The sequence below is a fragment of the Aeromonas sobria genome (assembly GCF_000820145.1).
GTDB lineage: Bacteria > Pseudomonadota > Gammaproteobacteria > Enterobacterales > Aeromonadaceae > Aeromonas > Aeromonas sobria.
In genome coordinates this window covers 75636-95861 of the sequence record NZ_CDBW01000016.1, presented here as the reverse complement: position 1 = coordinate 95861, position 20226 = coordinate 75636, and the positions used below count along the sequence as shown (strand labels likewise).

Sequence of the window (20226 nt, the reverse complement as noted above, 5' to 3'; positions counted from 1 at the left end):
AAGACTTTTATGAAAAGCGACACTCTCTAGCATTGTTTTTTGATGAATATTTAAATCTTCTAGATGAGAACGCCACTCGTGACGAGTTTAAGCAGTTCTTCCATCGTACAGGCTTCATTAAAGTAAGGATATTTAGCAATAATAAGACTCCAGGCTCACTTCATTGCACTATGTTATACAATGACATTTTGACCATCTGTGGAACTGTTATTGGGGCCGTATCTGGAATGAGATTTGGTGAATGGTATGAGCTAGATAGCAAATCATATAGGGAGGAGAGTTTTCATGGCATAACCCATTGTTTATTAGTCGGAAAGACTAGCAAACTAAATAATGGCATCCCAATATCCCATGCATGGATAACTGCACCGATAGCCAAGAAGGCTATTGAGCTGCTTTCGCTCGTAACAAGACCTCGGGCAGCCAAATTGCTGAAGCAAGCCAATAACTTAATGTTATCAGGTCAACCTGCTGCGGCAGAAAAGTTACGTGAGCACTCTCAGTCATTATTTCTTTCTCTAGGTGTTGAAGGAGATGGAATTATTTTAACATCTGCTGGCTTATACAAGGGATTAACGCGATTGATAAAAAACACTCCTAATGAAGATGGCACATTGGGAGCATACCTTAGAGAGGAGCACCTTGATGAGTTTAAAGTATTAAACCGTCAGTGGGCCTCTGAAATACCACTAAATAAGCTTTGGCCTCTTGCCACACATCAATTCCGTCGAACATTTGCCGTTTTTATGATACGTAATGGCTTTGGTTCCTTTCTACAACTTAAACAACAATTAGGTCACTTGCGTCTTAGCATGACTATTTGGTATGGACGCAATGCAGAAATGGCCACCGCATTAGATATGCAATTAGATGAAGATATAAAAGCTGAGCTAGATGAGGTAAATGCTATCTTTATGCTAGAGGATGGAGAAAAAATCTATTTATCGGATGAGCCTATTTCTGGTGGCGCCGGAGCAACCATTAGATCACAAATTGCTCAGGGTAATATCGTCTTTGACAGTAGAGAAAAAATTGAAGAGGCTCTCAAATCAGGTGAATTAACGATTGTAGACAATGGACATAGTTTGTGCTTAAACCCTAACTGTAGTCGACTCGACTGCACCATAGATACTTTAATTAGCCCTATGTTGTGCAACTACGCGGTAATATTGAATCGCCATGCACAAGAATTGGCTGATCTACATACTCGTTTAGTAGATCGTCATAAAAATGCTATGAAACTATGCATAAATCAACCTAACCTTATCAGCAAGGTTTTAGTTGGTATTCGGGCTTGTGAAAAGACGATGATTCACCACGGGATTGAATTCGAACCGTATGATGGATTGATTAGCATTAAGGATTGTTAGTTATGAGCAAACCTAAAAAAACAGATATTCAATTAGCAATTTTCGAAGATGCACTTCAACGCTTACTGAGGGGTGAGGGAAAATATGTTCTCGCCAACACCAAGCTGTCTATGGCACAACTAGCCAAAGAGTCAGGGGTTGGTAGTGGAACTTTATATTATAAACCATACTCTGAGTTCAGACTCAGAGCAGATAATCTTATGGCCCAGTACAACTCTGGATGCATAGAAAAAAAACACGCCCCTCCTCAATTATACGTCACAGAGCTACAAACGCTTCGCAATGACCGAAACAATGAAAAACGACTTAAAGAAGATTACAAAATTGAACGTGACGATCTTAAAAATCAAGTTAAAAAACTTTGTGTAGAACGAGTAGCTGTAGAGCACGCCTTATTTATTGCTAAAGTACGTATAGAAGAATTAGAAAACATGTTTACAGCATTGACTGGACAGCACCCTGATGACTACCATTTTAAAGAAGGCGAGCCTCATCGACCTTTAACAAATGCTTCAATTTTAAGACATCTCAAAAACTAATACATATATTAAAATATATCTCATTAATTAGATGTTGATAACTAAAAATGAAAACGGCAGTTAAAAACATATGATACATAAAACTATTTACTACTGGGAGGTGCATGATTGGTTTACAACTATGTTTGACTCCTTACACCATAACTTACACTGTGATAGAACTTTTCATCTATGGTAATATAAATATCCAATTGAAATGGTTACACAATAGCATATTACTTACACTGCTAGACTTCTTAAATATATTCTGAACAGATGTCAAAGAAGTCACTTTATGTCGATTTAACTCTAGGACAGGATCTTCTATTAAACTATATTATCAGGTACTGCACCCAAGATGCATACAAACTAGAGGTCATGCACCGACTCGTGACATGGAAACTACATGACCTAAAATCACAGACACCTAGGGTCATGTAGTTAAGATCGGCTTATATATAGAAGGGATGATATTAGCGGGCCGACTCAGTGCTCCCCAAAGCCTTCATCACCTCCTCCACGGCAGCCAACCGGCCACGTAAGCTACTATACTCGTTACAGCTATCCCTGAGAGCATGCTCAATAGCCATATCCAAAGCTGGGAAGTCTGCTTGCAGCTTATTGTATTCTGCAATTGCTGCCTGGCACTCCTGAATTTCAATGCGATAAATATTTGCCTTCGTTTTTAACTCATCTAAGAGAGCGTCATTCGCCCCCCCTTTGTGTTCCTGAATCCTCTTAACCTTCTGAGTCTCTGGGTCACTCAATTCCTCTTGAAAGTTCACATCATGAAATAGAGGGGTTTTAACGAAACTTGGATACAATCGCACATCATCAACATTTCTCCGTTCCAAGAAACCCGCGTCAACCAACTTCATCAGATGACGATAAACGAGGCCGTACCGCCGCTTATGGGCCTGATTGTACTCTGAGTCACCAAAGACTGCGTTCAAGCACTCCGTTGTAGTGAAATCATCCATCTGCAATCGAATGAGTGCGGTGTAGAGCGCGGTTGGTAACCACACAGTCTGGGAGCTCATAAGCAATCCTCGGTCTCGAACGAAAACGTTTAGTGGGAATCTAAACTCGATTGCGGATTATAATCCGTGGTCGTTAGCCAGACAACCAGAGATAGTGCTCGCCAGCGAGAGGCGAGACATGCAAGAGCTAGCAAAAAAATTTGGTGATGCTGTACGTGATAGACGGCTTCAATTGGGCGTATCGCAAGATGCACTCGCATATGCGGCCGAAATTGATAGAAGCTACGTAGGACGAATTGAGCGTGGTGAGGTCAATGTCACCCTGGAAAAGGCTTATCGGCTTGCCAGGGTAATGGGGTGTGACATTCGCGACTTGCTGCCATAGATATATTTGCCAAATAATTATCTCTTCACCCAGATAAAACTAAATTTCCCTATAATTATTTACAGTGATGGCAATTAACATCATTGCCATCTTTAGCATTTGCCTATTAGCTATTAAGCTCCCCACTGTTGCCTATCTATAGAAAGCGTCAAAAACTGCCGTTTTCAGAAAATACCCATATGGTCTCGATTGGAGCATTGATGATAAAGTGATCGCCCCACCACTCTTCATCGAGCCCACTGTACATGCAGAAACCAGACCTCAGAGACATCCACCAACTCACCAAGGACGAGTTCAAGCGCATTCTAGGCCCTGCGGCTGGAAGCCTTGATGACGGGTCGAAGGTGGTATTGGGGATGCAATCTGATGTGTTTTCTTGCTGTACTATCCAGGGAGACCAAATCTCGGTAAGGGGGACACCCAGGTTTGAGCAGGCCATCAAGTCAGCATATGCCCAGGCCAAGCCGACAATGTGGTTTGGTTCGGCAGAAAAAGAGCGCCTGAAGGCAGAAACCATTCCTCCTGCTCTCAAACCAAAAACCGATACAACGTCAGCCACAACCTATCGTGTGCCTGTGCTCATCTACAAGTCGAAGCGTGAGCCAGGTAAGAACGTTGATGGCAGCCCTGCCGAAGATATGACTTACGGCAAAATGACGGCAGAGCAGATCAAGGCTATCCCCATGTTCGTAGGGAAGATGGGAGATGACGGCTTTATTGGTGATCTCGAAAAGACTGACCCCAAGGTGTTCTTTAGTAGCTTCCGCAACATGGCCACATTGTTTGCGACTGGCGACATGAAGATGAACATTCTGGCCATGATCGCCAAGTTCGAGAAATCTGAGGGGGGTGAATACCGGAACCAAGCATTGACGAGAGCAGCGCGAGCTCACCCGACCACGATCAAGTTCTCAGATACCCTTATCAAGGAAGTGAAAGCAAAGCTGGCAGAACTTGATGGTGATGTGAATAAGCTTGTTCTGGGTGACTTGATGCAGCAATACAGCAAGACCTCCGGCTTTCGGTTACCCATCTTCAACTCTGCGGCGGATAAGGTGCAGGGCCTCACAATTGCGGTTAACGATGTCTGGGCAGGCAAGGCGGAAATCGCGACATATGAAAAATTTGGCGACTTCTACAAAGGGACGATCAAAGTAACGCTATATGACCACTTCGGTCTCGATTATCCTGACATTGGCCCTGACCCCACGACCGGAAGAGTCAAGTTCTACGGCCTGGCGTCCGGTTTCAGAAGCTGGTTTGTTCTTCAACACTACAAGCGCTTTGCCTACAAGCCATTTTTGACCGTCATTGAACTCAGCTATCCATTCCAAGGGGAACTAAAGTGAGCGCAGCCGTTAAGACAGAGAGAACATGGGTATTCGTGTTGTTCATGCTCTATCACCTCTTGAATGCATCGATCCTGTTCATTCAGCCTGTCTATGACTGGTTTAACGATGAATACTCACTGACTGGCCTATATGTACTGCTCATGCCCTATCTCTGGGGCCTGATAACGATACTGGGGGCGATTTTATTCTTGTCAGACCGCTCTTGGAAATACCTGGCAGGCAATCTACTCGGTGGTTCGATCCTTCTCTTCTGGTGGCTTAGACTGGCATCCCAATATTAGTGAGTATCGTCAGGCATATGAATGAGTAGACCGAACGGCATTTTCTTGTGCGTGGCTTTATGCAGCGTAAGCTGCAAGCTCACAAGATCTGTTCGAAACGGAAATGAGTTCCCGCCTTGTCTATCCACTGGTTGCAGTAGCTCCACCCAGCAGCAATAAATCCAGTTTTTCATCAGCTCCGGTCTGAGATTTTCAGCCTGTATCTCCATCCTCATTACCAGCTCTGCTGTTCTGCTGCATGTGTTATATTCGGCTCAAACATTGAGCCGAATGATGGGCTGGGTCGGCTCATTATTGAGACCCTAGCACGTTGGATGAGGAAATAATGGAACCATTTTGGATTTGGCAACAAGCTGATTGGCCCCATTTTCGTTGGCGGGATAGCGAGATATTGCCCAGATTACGGCAGGTGCAACGCAGGTTGGGAATTCTCCTAGGTAGCCACTCAAGATTGGGGAACTCCGATCAAACGTTAGATACCTTACTGGCTAACATCATCGCCTCGTCCGCTATTGAGGGTGAGCGTCTCAATGCCCAATCCGTGCGTTCTTCCCTGGCTAGGCGGTTAGGGGGTTCACAAACTCCGCCCTATCCCGTGTCAGATCGCTCAGAGGGGCTCGCGGCCATGATGCTGGACGCCATCGATAACCATGAACAACAGTTGACGATTGAGAGGCTTTACCAATGGCATCGTTGGCTGTTCCCCGCCAACGAATGGTCGGTGCAGCCAGTGAACGTAGGGCAGTTACGAGGAGATGAGCCGATGCAGGTTGTCTCTGGGCGTGTTGATCGCCCCATCGTGCATTTTGAGGCACCACCCAGAGCTGCCCTTGACGATCAACTGGCCGAGTTCATCCTCTGGTTTAACCAGACTCGGCATGACCCCACGATGGATCCCCTTCTTCGTGCGGCGATTTGCCATCTCTGGTTTTTGACCCTTCATCCTGTTGATGATGGCAATGGGCGGTTAGCGCGGGCACTGACCGATCTCGCGCTGTCACAGGATGACAGCCACAGCATCCGGCTGTATGCCATGTCAGTTGCTACTCTAGAACGGCGGGCAGACTACTATCGGGCATTGGGGTCAGCACAGAAGGGCTCGTTGGATATTACCTCCTGGCTATGTTGGTTCCTCGACACACTGGATTACTCCATAGAGTTGGCATTACAAAGTATCGCTCGTAGCCTTGCCAAGGCTCATTTCTGGCTGCGACACAATCATGACTGTCTGAGTCCAGAGCAAATCAGGGTTGTTAACCGTTTATTGGATGGCGGCGAACAGGGTTTCGAAAATGGCATCAACGCCAGTCAATATCAAAAAGTCGCCGGAGTCAGCAAGGCGACGGCTACACGTCATCTGGGTGAATTGGTGGAGAGAGGGTGCCTTGAGAAATTACCTGGTGGCGGACGCAATACACGCTATCAGATCCGCTTGCACACAGAGGGAGTTTGAAAAAGCATTGCCATGGGGCGTTAATTTCATTTGGTAGATGAGATCTGCGATTAACGTACCAATGATGCTATTTAGTTAAATGTTGACACCATGATGAGTGCCGTCAGGCATATGAACGAGTAAACTCAGCCGACAGTCATATCTCTCAACAGACCTTTTGAGCGACAATAAACTATTTAGAACATCGGCATCAATTTCAGGAACATCACCCGCCCCGATATTTGAAAGCAGTTTGGTCACAGCGATACGAACTCGCAGCTCTTCGGCATGCTCCTTGGCTCTCTGGACTACCTCGGATGATTCCGACTCGATGATATCCTCTAATGTCCTCCCCATACGGTGCTCCTACTACAGATAGAATTAAAGGCCCACGCCGAGCAGGCATGGGCTCTCAGCACTAGATCAAGAACTCTTCCAATGCTCGACCACTCGCCACAGCTTCCGCAATGGCCTTAGGCATGCGCCCCTGACCAGTCCAGGTCTTCTCCTGACCATCCTCGGTGTAGCGATACTTTGCAGGACGAGGAGCGCGTTTGGCTTTGGTGGATCCCTCAGATTTCGCCGGAGCGGCAGTGCCAACCAGCTCACTCGGATCGATGCCTGCCTGTTTCAACATTTCGGTAAACTCAGCAAGTTTTTGCAGACGCTCAGCAGACTCAGCTTTGATTTTGTTTTCTTGCTGCTCACGCTCAGCAAATATTTCCTCGAATTTCTCTCTGATTTCGACCAGCTGCTCAAAAGAAAGCTCGCGCAATGCAGCACGCAGACTACGGATATTCAACAAAGTTTTCAAAAAATCGTTCATTTTTATCCTCATGTATCACATTTTTATATCGGGAAAATTATCTCTCAATCCCAGCATCAGCTCCACTGTTTTTGGCACCAAGATGATTATAGAAATAGAATTATTCAAAAAGACGTGAGCGAAATCGCGTTTGGATCTGCTTGGTGAGCGAGCTCCAATCTTATATGAAACTGTGCAGCTAAAAAATTTATATAGGTGGTAGTAAGCGTTGAGACCACCTCACCAGATGAGCCGATGAACGATCTTGATCGGCTCACGAAATGAGCCGATGGGACAATATCATTGGCTCACAGAATTAGTCGATGATAAGAAATTTTAGATTTGCCCCTTGAGGATCCAAACACTTCGCCCCTCTTAACTTTAGAGGTAGTCTTGGATGACTAGGCCACTACACATCCATGTCTCCAGAAAGCAAAAAACCCCGCAACGAGGCAGGGTTTCAGCATTTTTTTCAACTTCGCACTCAGGGTAGCGACTCTCCCTTGTTTCAACTTCGCACTTAGGGTAGCGACTCTCCCTATGTCTTGATCCTATGACAAGGTGAAGCCGCTAGTCAACAGTCACAGGTAACCACTTCGATTTCGGGTTCAAGGTGGCCCCCCCAACGACTCCTTCGTGGCAACGAGAACCTTTTGGTTCCTGATTGCTAAGTATGCAACTTTATAACTTCGTGTGACTCTTTATTACTTGACGTGAAACAGCCTCAAAAAAATCTTGCGTATTAGCGGCAGTACAGATGATAAGAACCATTTCTCTCCACACAAACTAGAGTATGGGAGCATATCATTCATATTATTTCCCTATTAGAATAATCACACCCAAATGTGTCTGGGTTTGCAGCCTCATAGTCATCGTCAAACATATGATCCCCACGATGCATCTCCCTCATTGTTGCGAGTGTACCGAAAAAACACATTTCACAAAGATGCACCTGATAACGCTCACCATCGTGACGGGAACCATAGCCAAAATCCGCCGATAACGAGCCGTATTGATTGGTTCCAAAAGTTGTTTTTGTACTACGACCACAGACATCACAGAGAATGTCAACGACCTGTTCTGTTGGCACAATTTCTTTTACGAGCATGCAAAGCCCCTTAAGTAATAAGTTATGAACTCTATAATATTCTTCTGTGGTGGATATAGGAATAGCCTGTGCAGGTTGCATATCACAGATATCACCTGTATTGAACAGTTATTTTACATTCTGCTTTTGGATATCTTTGCACTCAAATTTTGGAGGTGTTTTCCAACCTGTAACACGCCCGCTGCGTTTGTTGACCCTGCGGTATTCATTACCCAACAGGATTTCCCATTCAGAGCCGTTCTCCGAGAGAACTTGAAAAGTTTCCCCGCGTTCAATACCTATACCAGGCTCAGTACAGATCAGCTCAGTCATCGGCCCTCCTCGGCGCTATGACATATCACCATTTCGTTCTGATTGTTCAAGGACTGAAGCCATTGCGTCCAGTGACCGAGCAAGGGCACGACACTCGTCTGCGGACATTAAAGTTGATGTGGATAGGGCATCACTCCTATTGTGAGCATCTATTTCACTGACCCTGATATAGCCACCATGTGGGCTAGAATAGACGCTCACCTCTACTTGATGGGGTGGTGTTCCGATTGATTTGTCCAACTTTAACATACTTGTATAAATAGGCATTGATCCTATCCCTAATGAGCTCTTCGAAACTATGAAATAGTGCTCGGGGTTGCTCATGATGTCCATCAATAAATCAAAACACCAACCTAGTTGGTTGGAAACCAAGTGTCTGCCCAACAACATGTGCAAACTTTGTTGAGCACTGGACACGACAATGTGAGGTGAGATAGTGCATGATAAAGAACACATGCATTACAGAGGAATGTAAAATGACACCCTATGCAGTCCACCATCCGAGCCTTAGAGCGATACTCAGTGACGCCTTGGGTGTTCCTCGTGAAGCACTGAATGTTCACCTGTGGATTGTGGCTGGGGTTCCGGTGGACATCATCTATAAGCTAGCAGCACTGGTTGAAACTGATGTTGGTGTGATATGTAAGCTAGCTGGTATTAGCAGGAGCACTGTGGCTCGTAGGCTCAGAAAAAATATCCCTCTATCAATATCACAGAGCGCTAGAGTATACGGCGTTGTACGTGCTCTCGAGGCGGCACTCTCCCTCCACAAGCACAATACAGCCAGAGCTCTGTCATGGTTGCATCGTCCAGCTTGGGGCCTTGGTGGGGTAACTCCAGCCACATTGTTGGCTACACAGATGGGAGTTCAGGCTGTTGTTGATCTGGTGGGGCGGATTAGGCATGGGGCGTATCAATAAATTAAGAGTTTCGAAGATGCGAACCCAGCCACACTAGTTAAAAAAGTCAATATCGGTTCTTCCTAAAATTTTTCAGGCGTCCACTTGAATAATTAGAAAGACTGCCTATTTACTATCCATGATAAAAATAAATACCTCAGCATTTCAACATACCGCTACGATAAAGCAAAGATAGACTTTCCCCCCTTATCTACACTTAAATTAATGGCAATTCTATCAACTATAATTCAGAGTGCTATTAACAAAAAGATTACCAATAAGTTAGCGTGATTCAGAAAATCACAATCAATAAAACCAGATTGCATTCTTTCTTAAACTCAGAATTATATCCATATATTACAAGAATAACTATTCTACAAAAAAACATTAGCTATACGTGGTGCAGCTACGTTCTCTGGTTACAATCTGTTTCATTATTTTATATGAAGCCTGCCTGATTATCAAGAAGGCACTAAGGTATTAGTGCTGGTTGCGACCTGCCCGCGGTTCAATATGCTAGAGTATAAATATAGCCTAATTATAGAACAGAGTGACGAACATGAATACAAGCTGAAAAAACTAAAAAAGGCCCACAAAGTAGGCCAAACACCACATCACAGGTACAGGTACAGGTACAGGTACAGGTACAGGTACAGGTACAGCAGCATTTATAACTCTATAGTTATAAAAACAAAATTGAAAAAACATGAGCAATGTAGAATACATATGAAAATTTTTGACGAATGACTAGTAATACAACCAAATGTTACCCTAGGATAGCTAATCAGCAGCACATACCGTCGAATAAAACTTGCTTTTTAAGCAAGTAACTACAACAGGCAATGGTTTTACAACTCCATAAATAAATGATGTAGTGAATAAATACCGTTAGCTTTCACCCTTTGGGGTCTTTTAGCAGCACATTGCCCCGGTCACTAAGAAATTAATCCGTATTATATGCTGGCTACTGGCTACACTTACATAACTCATATAATATAGGTGTAGACGATACTAAAATACTGTTGTATTTTGTGTTAAATAAAGATGAAACACATTCTCAGGCGGTAGACAGATGGTTGATAACGAAGCTATTGAAATCTCAAAAAATGAGATCTTTTTGATAAATGAAAGCATTGTCTTCAACCGGATCAGCAGTGAACTATCTCATGATAGCAAGTGCATTAAACTCGCTTATACAGAAGCTAACATACTACTTATGCTGATTTCAAATAAAAATAGTATTATAACAAGAGAGCGGTTGATTGAGTTTTCTTGGGGAGACAGAGTGGTTACAGATTCCTCACTAGCAAAATCTATCTCAAATTTAAGAAAAGCCCTGAGGACGCTGGGGCAAAATGATGACTGTATAATTACAGTTCCACGATTGGGTTATAGATTCACTTTAGAAGCACATGCCATAGAACATACAGATTCCCCCAATGCATTCAGCAATGAAACACAGCTCCACTCCAACAATCAAAACAAGAGTACCTACCATACACTTACAGCAATAAATAGCAATCATGAGTGGTTTAATAAAATTATAAACAGCATATGGGAAATAAAGACGCAAGCTCTAATCTTTACGAGCTTGTGTATGTTAGTCATGTCTGGATATAATCTATTATGGCATATTGATCATGATCTAAGCAAAAAGTACATTGCTCATGGCTATGAAGAGAAAAAAATAAATATAAATGGCTCAAACTATACTATAGTAAAGAAAAAAGAGCAGGTCATTACCGATGACATATCATCAATAATATCGCTTGCATCATCGAATAGCATTATATTTATCCAAAATGACAATGGCGTTTATAATATATCTGTATCAATAAGAAATCACACCTCATCATTTTCATTCAAAGAGACTAACATTGAAAGAGCCAAGTGTCAGATTAAAAGCATTTTATCTAAAGAGAGTTTGGTATGCGAACATTAATTTTATTCACGCTCTCATGTTTACTTCTTTTTGTAAGTAAATACTACGCGGACTCTCAGCTAACACAGAAGGGAGAGTATCGAGCATCTCTTTATATAATTAACGACCACACAACAAGAGTCGACATTTCCTCAAATATAGATAAAAACAACTTTGTTTCATATTCATATCTATCAGCGCCAGGGCTTGAAAGCACAGCGGTTTTTATTTCAAAGGGAGAGTTCATAGATGACAGTGTTGATAGCTATACTTTACGCTATAATATGACGCAATTAGAGCGTCCCAGAGTAATAAACACTGAAAAAGCGAGTTTATATATTAACATGGTGGGACGATTGGATCATGTCATAGAGGAAGATATAAAAATGATTTATCACTTTGGAAATATAACAATTTTCGATATGAACAGAAACAATAATATCATTACATACTTAAGGGTACATTAAAATTAATGAGTACATGGATGTATAACTTATCACGGAGGAAAAATGAAAAATCGCTTTTATACCAGAGTTGCAGCTTGTGGCCTATTGACATTACTTCCGTTATTTACTATCACAACAATTTTTTATTATAGCTATTTATACCAGTCTGAGCGATGGACTCAACACTCTGCACAGAAAGCTGTTTTCGCTATAGAGTCAATATTCGATTTTGGTGAAATGGCAAATCAACTAGCTTTAAAGAATATTGGTAGTCCATGCAAGGTAGCAGTAAGAAATCTAAGGCATGAAGTGACAAGCATTCCCTATGTAAGGTCGGTCAATCTAGCAAAGAACAATGTCATTTACTGTACATCATTGTTTGGGAAGAGCAATTTTGTAGACAACAATTCTGAATACATAAATAATAAGCTATTGCTAATGCCAGGGAACAGTGTTGAAAAAGATCACCCGCTAATTGTCATAAGAACAACAAATGGTGAGACTAGTGCATTAAGTGGGATAGATGGTCTGTATATACAGGCGCTATTATCTCAACAGGAAGATGAGAACTTAATGTTGTTTTTAAAGATAGAAAAGGAATGGCTGTCTGAAAACGGTTCATTCTTTTCCGATTCCCCTACAAGGACTTTATTTTTTGGAAGAAATATTGAATCCAAAAAATATCCTTTTTCAGTATATGCTGGATTGAACTATGAATCCCCATGGATAGGCTTCTTGAAGAAGAACAAGAACATTCTAATTTACCTCATTTTTATTCTCATTTCATTTTCTACAATTATGTGGTGGCAATTAAATAAGCCAAGAGATTTCACGCATGAGCTTAAAAGAGCATTGGAACACAATGAGTTTATTCCATATGCTCAGCCTATTGTCGATTCATTAAGTAAAAAAATTATCGGCATTGAAATATTAATGCGTTGGCAGCACCCAATTAATGGGATTGTAAGGCCGGACTTATTCATTCCTCAAGCTGAGGATTCAGGCCTAATCGTTCCCATGACTACATCAATATTTAAGAGTACCGCAAGATTAATAAAAAAATATGAGTCAAACTTACCCAGTAAGTTTCATATAGGGATTAATATTACAGCGGCACATTGCAACGGAATGAGGCTTTTTTATGATTGCCAAGAGTTTTTAGCTTACCTTAATAGTGATAAAATCCAGCTCGTATTAGAGCTAACCGAGCGACAAAAATTAGATGTAACACCACCTATACTGTCATTGTTTAATAAGTTACATAAGATAGGCGTTAATCTAGCAATAGATGATTTTGGCACGGGTCACTCAAGCCTAAGCTATCTTAATTATCTAAATGTCAAAACATTAAAAATTGACTTGTCATTTGTATCACAAATAGGCTCTAACTCTCTTTCTGAGCACTTAATAGATAATATCATTGACCTAGGTGAAAGACTTGGAATTAGTATGATTGCAGAGGGTGTTGAAACAGTCAATCAAGCTAACTATCTGGAACAAAAAGGAGTAGAGTATTTACAAGGATATTTAATTGGCAAGCCGATCCCATTGGAGAGTTTTCTATCATCACTTAATTGTCATGCAAGCATATCGCATCAATAAATAACCAGGCTTACGCCTGGTTATTGTTTTTTGTTTAAGCTTTATTTAAAAATACAACAAGGCTGAAGTGTTACAATTTGATTCTTGCTCTCTTCGTTCTTTTAGTATCTCAAAAATAGCTACTTTAATATCTTTACAAAATGTTGATTCAAGATGACTGTGACTAAAGTGAAAATCTAGTATGAAGCTCATTAAGTCAAATTTAGAGAAAACCGCATTTGAAAAATATGTCAACATCTCTTTGTCACTATCTACAATCAAGAGTCTCAATGTATCCAAGCTGAGAAATGGCCCTTGAGGTGCAAGCTCAGGGTTACTATGCCATTCATTAAATATATTATCTTGTATGTTTTTGCTGACTGATATCAAAAGCCTCATTAAATTAATCATTCTATCTTCAGATATACCTGTATGAGGTTTTACGCTAGCGATTACTTTAGCTTCTTGTTCTATATCTTCAACATTTATGCCACTCATAAATTTAGATTTCGCAATTAAATATATAAGTGAAAATCTAATCTGCAAAAAACAACTAATATCTCGACTAATTGGCTCTCTTCCAAAGAACTCTATTTCTGGTGATTGAGAATGTTGCTTCATCTCTATGCCAGTTAAGAATTTCATCACCTCTGTTTCCATTTCAACTTGGGTCATCTTTTTCACTTAAATCTTCTCCTTATGTTGCGGTTGTTATTAAACAATAAACAAAGCCCCATACAAAGCCCACAAAAAAAACATGAATAAATTTGAAAAAATGAGCGATGATGTGTAAGAGTTGATTTTCTGTGAAAAGCATAACTAGTCTTTGAACTTATATACTAAAAATGAGAATTAACATCAGTAACGATAGAACTTTGACTAGTTTCTGCGATCTTATTAGCTACACTCAACCTTCATTACTTATAATGCACAGCTATCTAAGTCGTTAATATAGATGGCAAAAATTTTACAACACATACTCACAAACCATTAAATGGTATAAATTGCTTTATTACTAATGCATAAAAATAGTGGCTAAACGTTTGATTGTACCATTTAGATGCATTATCATTTTATATTCAAGGGACAAAATATAGCTAATGCACAAGAATAAAATGCGATATAATCACTATACCTAGTTAGTGCCCTTAGTACGAATTGATAAACAGATTTTTATTAAACCTGCGCCCCCCCACCAAAAAATAAATAGCTAAAAACTATAACACCAAAATAAAATACAAAAAACAACCTAATTAAACATCTAGGGGTCATATACACCAAAGCTCTTACATGCTATGTATAGGTATTTCGTAATGATAAACAAGCTAAGATCCATGCTTAGCAGTTACAATATTCACATTACTCATGAATTGCTTGGTCTTCCTCATTATATGAAAAAACATAATCTATATTTTTATCATCAATAGCCACTATAGGAATAATTTTATTTGACTCCTCAAAGAAACGTATTTGTTCATATTTGGCCCCTTCTAACCCACCTCTTTCAAAGACCGGCGATCCCAAGTAACCCCTGTGATAAAAAATTGCCTGTATTGGATATGAGGAAATTGGTTTATTCCACTTACTAGTATCCACTACGACCTCATTCCACATTTTAGCTTTAGATTCACTGACATCGTTATATAGTATCTGAGCACGAATTGCTTCATTGACTTCGTATGGTTCATAAACACTAAATGAACATTGCATATCACTAGGAAGAGTAAGCCATTGCTCAGCTGTCGTGATATCGAGCACAGCACATCCACTCAGATCCGTGTTTTTTGTTTTCACATCATTTCTTGGACCACACCCTCTATCATCTCGAAAATTGCTAGAACCGTTCGTTGGAAATATACACAAAGGCTCAGGCTCTAATATTTCTCCCACAGCAGCAGGGCCATAGATTATGCCATAACCGACTAACGTATATGCCCATACTTTATCAGCACCGATATCTCTGCGAATTAATGATGATGCCAATACGGAACTTTGCATTTGAGTCCCACTGGGAGCCCATGTTGGCTCATTTGATTCGGCGGAACGAACCAGGACGCCCGTACACGACAAAGCTGTTCCATTAGGGCATTCACTCTCAATTAAGTTATACCTGCGATTTAATTCATCTACCATCGAAGTATTTTCATCCGCTGAAATATATCCAGACAACAAGGTTGAAAAAATACCTAGAGCAAGAGTTCTCATTTTAATTTCCATTTTTATTTTATATTACAGTTATATATATTGTTCACCCACTTAAATATAATGGGTGTAGTTATGACATATCAATAAATGCATATATGAGTTAGGCATTAATATTTAGTTGACACACAATATCAACCCAAGTGTGCTATCTCCTCTTCGTTCATTAACAAAGCCTGTATGTAGATCAGCATAATAGTGATTGCTAATTGAAAAACCAGCTATCTTAGACCATGCGTGATTATAGCTTGAACTAACAGGCCATCCATTACTACAAAGTAAATCACAAATCGAAACACTTGCAACGAAATCAATTAATTCTTGTAATATTGGCAATGTACATGTTGAGTTAGCCTCTAACAAACATTTATTAGCTCAACTTTCATTTTTTATAAATGGCTCCAATGAGCCACTAATCTCCCCATATAGACGTGGGTATTTAAGAGTTACGCCATTACTTAAAACTTTCTCTTGCATATGATAACACATATTAGCCACTGAGATTTCTGGGCTTGTATGAACAGTAAATATGACCTCGCCATCATCAGAAACCAATAATGACATTGCTTTTATAGTAGTTTTAACACCGCTACCAGCAGGTCTATGACAACAATAGACACAGAGCCATCACTCCCAGTCTTAAATACTGTTGAACTTATATTTGAGCCGCCTGTTTGTAGTATGCTAGGAGAAAAGGTATTGTAAAATTCATTTCTCGCACTCTGACTTATTGGGGTCAGTACCACATCGGCATCTTTCAATAGCACACCCATTTGATCCTTTTAACAGTTATTACAGCCGTTACAGGCAGTCCTACTGTTGCAGGGCTGCCCTGAATAGCCAGATCGATTGACGAAGGATTTGGTTTTAAAAAACTAATCGCCTTGCTCTGACCTGCATTAGCTACGCTATTGCCACTCTTATCCAGCACACTCACGCTCCCAACGTCACCGCTGATCAGCGTAACGACAGCTTCACCGTAACTATTGGTCACGGCGCTCGCAACAGACAAGACTCCCGTACCACTGCTCACAGAGAAGGCGACTGACTGTTGGTCACCAGATGACAGCGGCCATCTTTCAATGTTGGCCTTGCGAGCATCTATAGATTCAGTGTTGAGCTCATTAGTAAATAAACAAGGAAAAATATTACAAGTGATTTATAGCTCCAGAATATAGACTATGACAAAAACACTACAATCAATTTTTTATACACATGACATGCATTGGGGTGGTATTACTAGCAAAGCTAGCAGTGCCGCCAGTTACCGAGAATATCAAATGATCGCCTGGCAAACCTGAAATAACATCGCTAGACCAGTAGTATCCGCTGGTGAAGTTTGAAGAGGTATATGACGTAAGCGCCCCCCATTCGTCACCTATTCTGCCCACATCTCTAGAGGCATTCCCACCAATATTGACTATTGCCTCTAGCCCCCCCCCCTGAGCGAAACAAAAGTCGTGAGCATTCTGCCAAGTCAATTTGTTATTACCATTGTTTGTGTACCATTTTGATACGTTAAAAGTATAGGTCAATGGTGCACCGACCTCCTGAGGAGTAGCCGTTATTGTAACCGTTCTGTTACCACCTGGAGAGCCAGTGAACGTCACCTCACCACCATTACTCACACTTACCCAACTCTGATTGGCCGTCCAATCATAAGTTTTACCAGCCTCAATATTGCTTGGATTAATAGTGAATCTAGCACCATTGAAACCAGTTGTAGGAAAAGCCGATTTGCCAATAATGTTCATGCCAAAAGTGGCACCGTTCACACTGATATTTCCTTGCATAGGAATAGGTGGTATGGCAGAAAAAGTTACAGTTTTATTTTGACTCACCGAGTTACTCAGAGTCGCAGTCACTGTACTCATACCCACTTTTGTGCTGGTTAGCTCAATCATCACTAGGCCAGATGCGTCCGTAGTCAATGGATTTGCACCGACTAGATTTGCATTATTACTGGCCGTGAATGTAACTGACTCACCTGATAACGGATCGCCATTAGAGCGGGTCACCTTAACCTTAATCTTGTTTCTTTCTACTCCATCAGCCTTGGCGCTATCAGTCTCAACCGTCATGTCTGTCGCAATTATCTGCCCATCACTGCTAAAAATAATCGCCTTGCTCTGACCTGCATCCGCTACGTTGTTGCCACTCTTGGCCAGCACACTCACACTACCAATGTCACCGCTGCTCAGTGTCACCACCGCCTCACCGTTGCTGTTGGTCACGGCGCTCGCCGCAGACAGCGCGCCCGTACCACTGCTCACCGAGAAAGCGACTGGCTGGTTGGTCACCAGGTGACCGCTGCTATCGTTCAAGACCGCCGTCAGAGTGACCACATCGGTGCCGTTCGCCAGCGCGGTGTCCTTGTCAGAGGACAACACAGTCACCACAGCGCTGCCGCTATCAGAAACAAAACTAATGGTTTTACTTGCAGATATGTTTCTAACAATTGCTGTCACGACGACATCTTTAGCCGTACCCGAGCTTAAGAATATTTTCGCAACACCATCAGAGTTTGTGACAATAGAAAACGACTTTAATTTACTCTTTAATAAACTGCTTTCGTTGGGTTCGCTAGATATAATAACGCCATCATCATCAGCGTTGAAGGTCACATCTACATTAGGAATTCCATTACCAGCGAGATCCGTAATCTCGACCGACACCTCATTCTGATCAATTCCATTTGCAATAGCATTATTCTTATCTATGAATATATCGCCTTCACCAAATGATACGTCTTGCTTGTCGGCAATTAAAGTCGTCAAATCCCTCTCTGACACATTCCCTTTGACATCATATGCAACTGCGCTAATGTGAAAATTATTTTCAGTACCTTCTTGATATGGAGGGAAAGTGACCTCAAGTTGTTTAGAGGAAACCTCGTTAACCTTCCCCCCCATAGATAAAAACTCTGAATAATCCCATTCAACATGAGAAACATCATATTTACCAGAAACGATAGCATCAATAACCTTAGTCTCTAAACTATAGCCATGAAGAGAGTCTGGTAATTGGATGTTAATCAGCTTTTGCTTTCGATACTCTAGAGTAATTTTATTGTTGCGTTCAACCAAATCTAATCTACTACCTACTAACTCACGGCGTGAAGCTACCCTCCCGCCATCAAGCTGTTGATATAATGGAATGCCAAACTGATAATTGAGATTAACACCTACTATTGTATCAGTGATGCTACTACTAAACCGATGGCCCGCTTCAAGTGTCAACAATGGAAATGGTGTGTAATTAACACTCAAATTAATAGAGTGAGGATTTTCCTGAAAATCATCAACCTCATTATTAAATAACGCAACTTGCTCACCAAAATATTGTTCGAATGAAATTTCACCACCTAGCTGAGGATAAGATGGTAGGGAAAAATTTGTTCGAATATCAAATCCATCCGCTGGGCGCTCATCATAATCTGAGAAATCATTTGACTGGTGCCAGTCAGTAAGCCCATGATACAAGTTTCCTGAAAATTTAAAATTATTAGACCATAATTCGACACCGGCCCCCAATCTATGATTATTTCCGGTAAAGTCGTTATCAGAAAAAAAATTACCTCCTATCATCCATTCATCTTTAGAAAAATAACGAGCACCTAAGCCAAAATTAAAAGTACCACGCCCATCAACCCTACGTATTCCAGCCTGAGTAAAAAATAATTTTTGACCATCATCATGTAATGGAATCAATAGATCTATTTCACTACCTTCAAATATGTCGTGCGCTACACTACCTTGGAATATATCTGATTGCACCATTAGCTTGACATTGGCTGTTCCAAATTGACTTAACCAATCCCTAGACAGTTCACTAGCTTTTTGGACAACCTTATTATTAGCAATGCTATAAATAGAATTGCTAACATCTCCATCGTTAGCCTTCAGACTACCAATTTGACTTACAAAACCTGCAACTTCGTTTTCATCAACAACGCTGCTAGTAGCATTTTTACTATCAGCAAGGGCATAAAGCGGTGATGGGAGCAGGATTCTGTCACCAGAACCAAGATTTTTGAATGCGCGATCATGCTTCACATCTCTATTGATAAACTCTAGATCTGATAATGAAATGCCAATACGCTTTGCAACACTCACCACAGTTTCACCAGCATCAAGCTGATAAAGCATGGTCCTATGGTAAATATGGGAGCGGCCATCACGGGCACTAGCCAATAATGTAGGCGAATATGTCAAAGAGATCGGCAGAATAGCTTGTATGAAAATGTTAGCCCAGACGATCCATGATTTTAGAATTGAACTTTTAGTCATGAATTTTTCATTTATACCTGATTAATGCAGTGGTTATTTTAACTGTAGCTTATGAACACTACTCTACAGAATGTACGGCTTCACTTGTGTGAGCTCATAGACAATATTTGCCTGCCTTTGTTAGGCTCATCATCACCTATCAACACTTTCAGGCCAAATTGAAAATAGTGACGTCTCTTGAATAAATGTGAATTTTGATAAAAATCAAAACGTTATATTCGTCTACATGTAAATGACTTTGGAGAAGAAGGAGAAGGAGAAGGAGAAGGAGAAGGAGAAGGAGAAGGAGGAGAAGTGTTCACCTCTAAGTAGTAACGAATAACCTCATGTTGTTCATAAACTAAA

16 protein-coding genes and 1 pseudogene are annotated in these 20226 nt (G+C 41.2%); 9 read left to right on the top strand and 8 right to left on the bottom strand.

The genetic code is table 11. The annotated features are described in order from the left end of the window. Positions 1 to 32 precede the first annotated feature (32 nt). Complete coding sequence (locus BN1135_RS07345) at positions 33 to 1370, top strand: site-specific integrase (RefSeq protein ID WP_213391061.1); 1338 nt, start codon at positions 33 to 35, stop codon at positions 1368 to 1370. Between the two features lie 2 nt (positions 1371 to 1372). Continuing rightward, positions 1373 to 1909 (top strand): hypothetical protein, encoded by a 537-nt coding sequence (locus BN1135_RS07340; RefSeq protein ID WP_071287600.1) that lies wholly within the window; start codon positions 1373 to 1375, stop codon positions 1907 to 1909. 452 nt (positions 1910 to 2361) lie between these two features. Here the strand turns inward: BN1135_RS07340 and BN1135_RS07335 are convergent, their stop codons facing one another. After that, positions 2362 to 2928, bottom strand: a complete 567-nt coding sequence (locus BN1135_RS07335) for a hypothetical protein (protein ID WP_042020041.1) — start codon at positions 2926 to 2928, stop codon at positions 2362 to 2364. A gap of 118 nt (positions 2929 to 3046) precedes the next feature. On the opposite strand from BN1135_RS07335, the gene BN1135_RS21480 reads away from it, so the two are divergent. The 4 genes and pseudogenes from BN1135_RS21480 (at position 3047) to BN1135_RS07315 (ending at position 6339) form a co-directional block, all read left to right on the top strand. Then, positions 3047 to 3253 (top strand): helix-turn-helix domain-containing protein, encoded by a 207-nt coding sequence (locus tag BN1135_RS21480; protein WP_005895552.1) that lies wholly within the window; start codon positions 3047 to 3049, stop codon positions 3251 to 3253. Between the two features lie 245 nt (positions 3254 to 3498). After that, complete coding sequence (locus BN1135_RS07330; RefSeq protein ID WP_042020039.1) at positions 3499 to 4602, top strand: DUF3289 family protein; 1104 nt, start codon at positions 3499 to 3501, stop codon at positions 4600 to 4602. 609 nt (positions 4603 to 5211) lie between these two features. Further along, positions 5212 to 5445 (top strand): annotated as a pseudogene (locus tag BN1135_RS22390) (DUF4172 domain-containing protein); the annotation flags it as partial. 66 nt (positions 5446 to 5511) lie between these two features. Next, positions 5512 to 6339, top strand: coding sequence for a Fic family protein (locus BN1135_RS07315; protein WP_223290111.1), 828 nt, complete (start codon positions 5512 to 5514; stop codon positions 6337 to 6339). Positions 6340 to 6414: 75 nt separating this feature from the next. Here BN1135_RS07315 and BN1135_RS07310 read toward each other — a convergent pair whose 3' ends face one another. From BN1135_RS07310 to BN1135_RS07300, 4 genes are all read right to left on the bottom strand, one after another. After that, positions 6415 to 6675, bottom strand: coding sequence for a hypothetical protein (locus BN1135_RS07310; protein WP_042020035.1), 261 nt, complete (start codon positions 6673 to 6675; stop codon positions 6415 to 6417). Between the two features lie 61 nt (positions 6676 to 6736). Beyond that, positions 6737 to 7144, bottom strand: coding sequence for an H-NS family histone-like protein (locus BN1135_RS07305; RefSeq protein ID WP_042020033.1), 408 nt, complete (start codon positions 7142 to 7144; stop codon positions 6737 to 6739). 787 nt (positions 7145 to 7931) lie between these two features. Beyond that, a complete protein-coding gene (locus BN1135_RS21475; protein WP_223290105.1) occupies positions 7932 to 8312 on the bottom strand; it encodes a hypothetical protein in 381 nt (126 codons plus the stop codon). A 27-nt stretch (positions 8313 to 8339) separates the two neighbouring features. After that, complete coding sequence (locus tag BN1135_RS07300; RefSeq protein ID WP_042020031.1) at positions 8340 to 8543, bottom strand: hypothetical protein; 204 nt, start codon at positions 8541 to 8543, stop codon at positions 8340 to 8342. Positions 8544 to 8983: 440 nt separating this feature from the next. On the opposite strand from BN1135_RS07300, the gene BN1135_RS21470 reads away from it, so the two are divergent. The 3 genes from BN1135_RS21470 to BN1135_RS07285 all read left to right on the top strand — a co-directional run bounded on the left by BN1135_RS21470 (position 8984) and on the right by BN1135_RS07285 (position 13411). Further along, positions 8984 to 9463 (top strand): antitoxin Xre/MbcA/ParS toxin-binding domain-containing protein, encoded by a 480-nt coding sequence (locus BN1135_RS21470; protein WP_317624012.1) that lies wholly within the window; start codon positions 8984 to 8986, stop codon positions 9461 to 9463. Between the two features lie 1051 nt (positions 9464 to 10514). Further along, the gene (locus tag BN1135_RS07290; RefSeq protein WP_042020027.1) at positions 10515 to 11384 is read left to right on the top strand and encodes a winged helix-turn-helix domain-containing protein; all 870 of its coding nucleotides are present in this window, start codon (positions 10515 to 10517) and stop codon (positions 11382 to 11384) included. 488 nt (positions 11385 to 11872) lie between these two features. Then, entirely contained in the window at positions 11873 to 13411 is a 1539-nt protein-coding gene (locus BN1135_RS07285) for an EAL domain-containing protein (RefSeq protein ID WP_042020026.1), read from the top strand. Positions 13412 to 13456: 45 nt separating this feature from the next. On the opposite strand, the gene BN1135_RS07280 is transcribed toward BN1135_RS07285, so the two are convergent. From BN1135_RS07280 to BN1135_RS21460, 3 genes are all read right to left on the bottom strand, one after another. Then, complete coding sequence (locus BN1135_RS07280) at positions 13457 to 14074, bottom strand: chorismate mutase family protein (RefSeq protein WP_042020024.1); 618 nt, start codon at positions 14072 to 14074, stop codon at positions 13457 to 13459. Between the two features lie 675 nt (positions 14075 to 14749). Further along, a complete protein-coding gene (locus BN1135_RS22030) occupies positions 14750 to 15595 on the bottom strand; it encodes a hypothetical protein (protein WP_139245043.1) in 846 nt (281 codons plus the stop codon). A gap of 1196 nt (positions 15596 to 16791) precedes the next feature. Beyond that, entirely contained in the window at positions 16792 to 19881 is a 3090-nt protein-coding gene (locus BN1135_RS21460; RefSeq protein ID WP_082186747.1) for an inverse autotransporter beta domain-containing protein, read from the bottom strand. Between the last annotated feature and the right edge of the window lie 345 nt (positions 19882 to 20226).

Coding starts and splice junctions, on each gene's coding strand:
- BN1135_RS07330 (WP_042020039.1), top strand. CDS start 3,499: ATGCAGAAACCAGACCTCAGAGACATCCACCAACTCACCAAGGACGAG.
- BN1135_RS21475 (WP_223290105.1), bottom strand. CDS start 8,312: ATGCAACCTGCACAGGCTATTCCTATATCCACCACAGAAGAATATTAT.
- BN1135_RS07335 (WP_042020041.1), bottom strand. CDS start 2,928: ATGAGCTCCCAGACTGTGTGGTTACCAACCGCGCTCTACACCGCACTC.
- BN1135_RS21460 (WP_082186747.1), bottom strand. CDS start 19,881: ATGACTAAAAGTTCAATTCTAAAATCATGGATCGTCTGGGCTAACATT.
- BN1135_RS07300 (WP_042020031.1), bottom strand. CDS start 8,543: ATGACTGAGCTGATCTGTACTGAGCCTGGTATAGGTATTGAACGCGGG.
- BN1135_RS07305 (WP_042020033.1), bottom strand. CDS start 7,144: ATGAACGATTTTTTGAAAACTTTGTTGAATATCCGTAGTCTGCGTGCT.
- BN1135_RS07315 (WP_223290111.1), top strand. CDS start 5,512: ATGATGCTGGACGCCATCGATAACCATGAACAACAGTTGACGATTGAG.
- BN1135_RS07290 (WP_042020027.1), top strand. CDS start 10,515: ATGGTTGATAACGAAGCTATTGAAATCTCAAAAAATGAGATCTTTTTG.
- BN1135_RS22030 (WP_139245043.1), bottom strand. CDS start 15,595: ATGAGAACTCTTGCTCTAGGTATTTTTTCAACCTTGTTGTCTGGATAT.
- BN1135_RS21470 (WP_317624012.1), top strand. CDS start 8,984: ATGATAAAGAACACATGCATTACAGAGGAATGTAAAATGACACCCTAT.
- BN1135_RS07285 (WP_042020026.1), top strand. CDS start 11,873: ATGAAAAATCGCTTTTATACCAGAGTTGCAGCTTGTGGCCTATTGACA.
- BN1135_RS07340 (WP_071287600.1), top strand. CDS start 1,373: ATGAGCAAACCTAAAAAAACAGATATTCAATTAGCAATTTTCGAAGAT.
- BN1135_RS07310 (WP_042020035.1), bottom strand. CDS start 6,675: ATGGGGAGGACATTAGAGGATATCATCGAGTCGGAATCATCCGAGGTA.
- BN1135_RS21480 (WP_005895552.1), top strand. CDS start 3,047: ATGCAAGAGCTAGCAAAAAAATTTGGTGATGCTGTACGTGATAGACGG.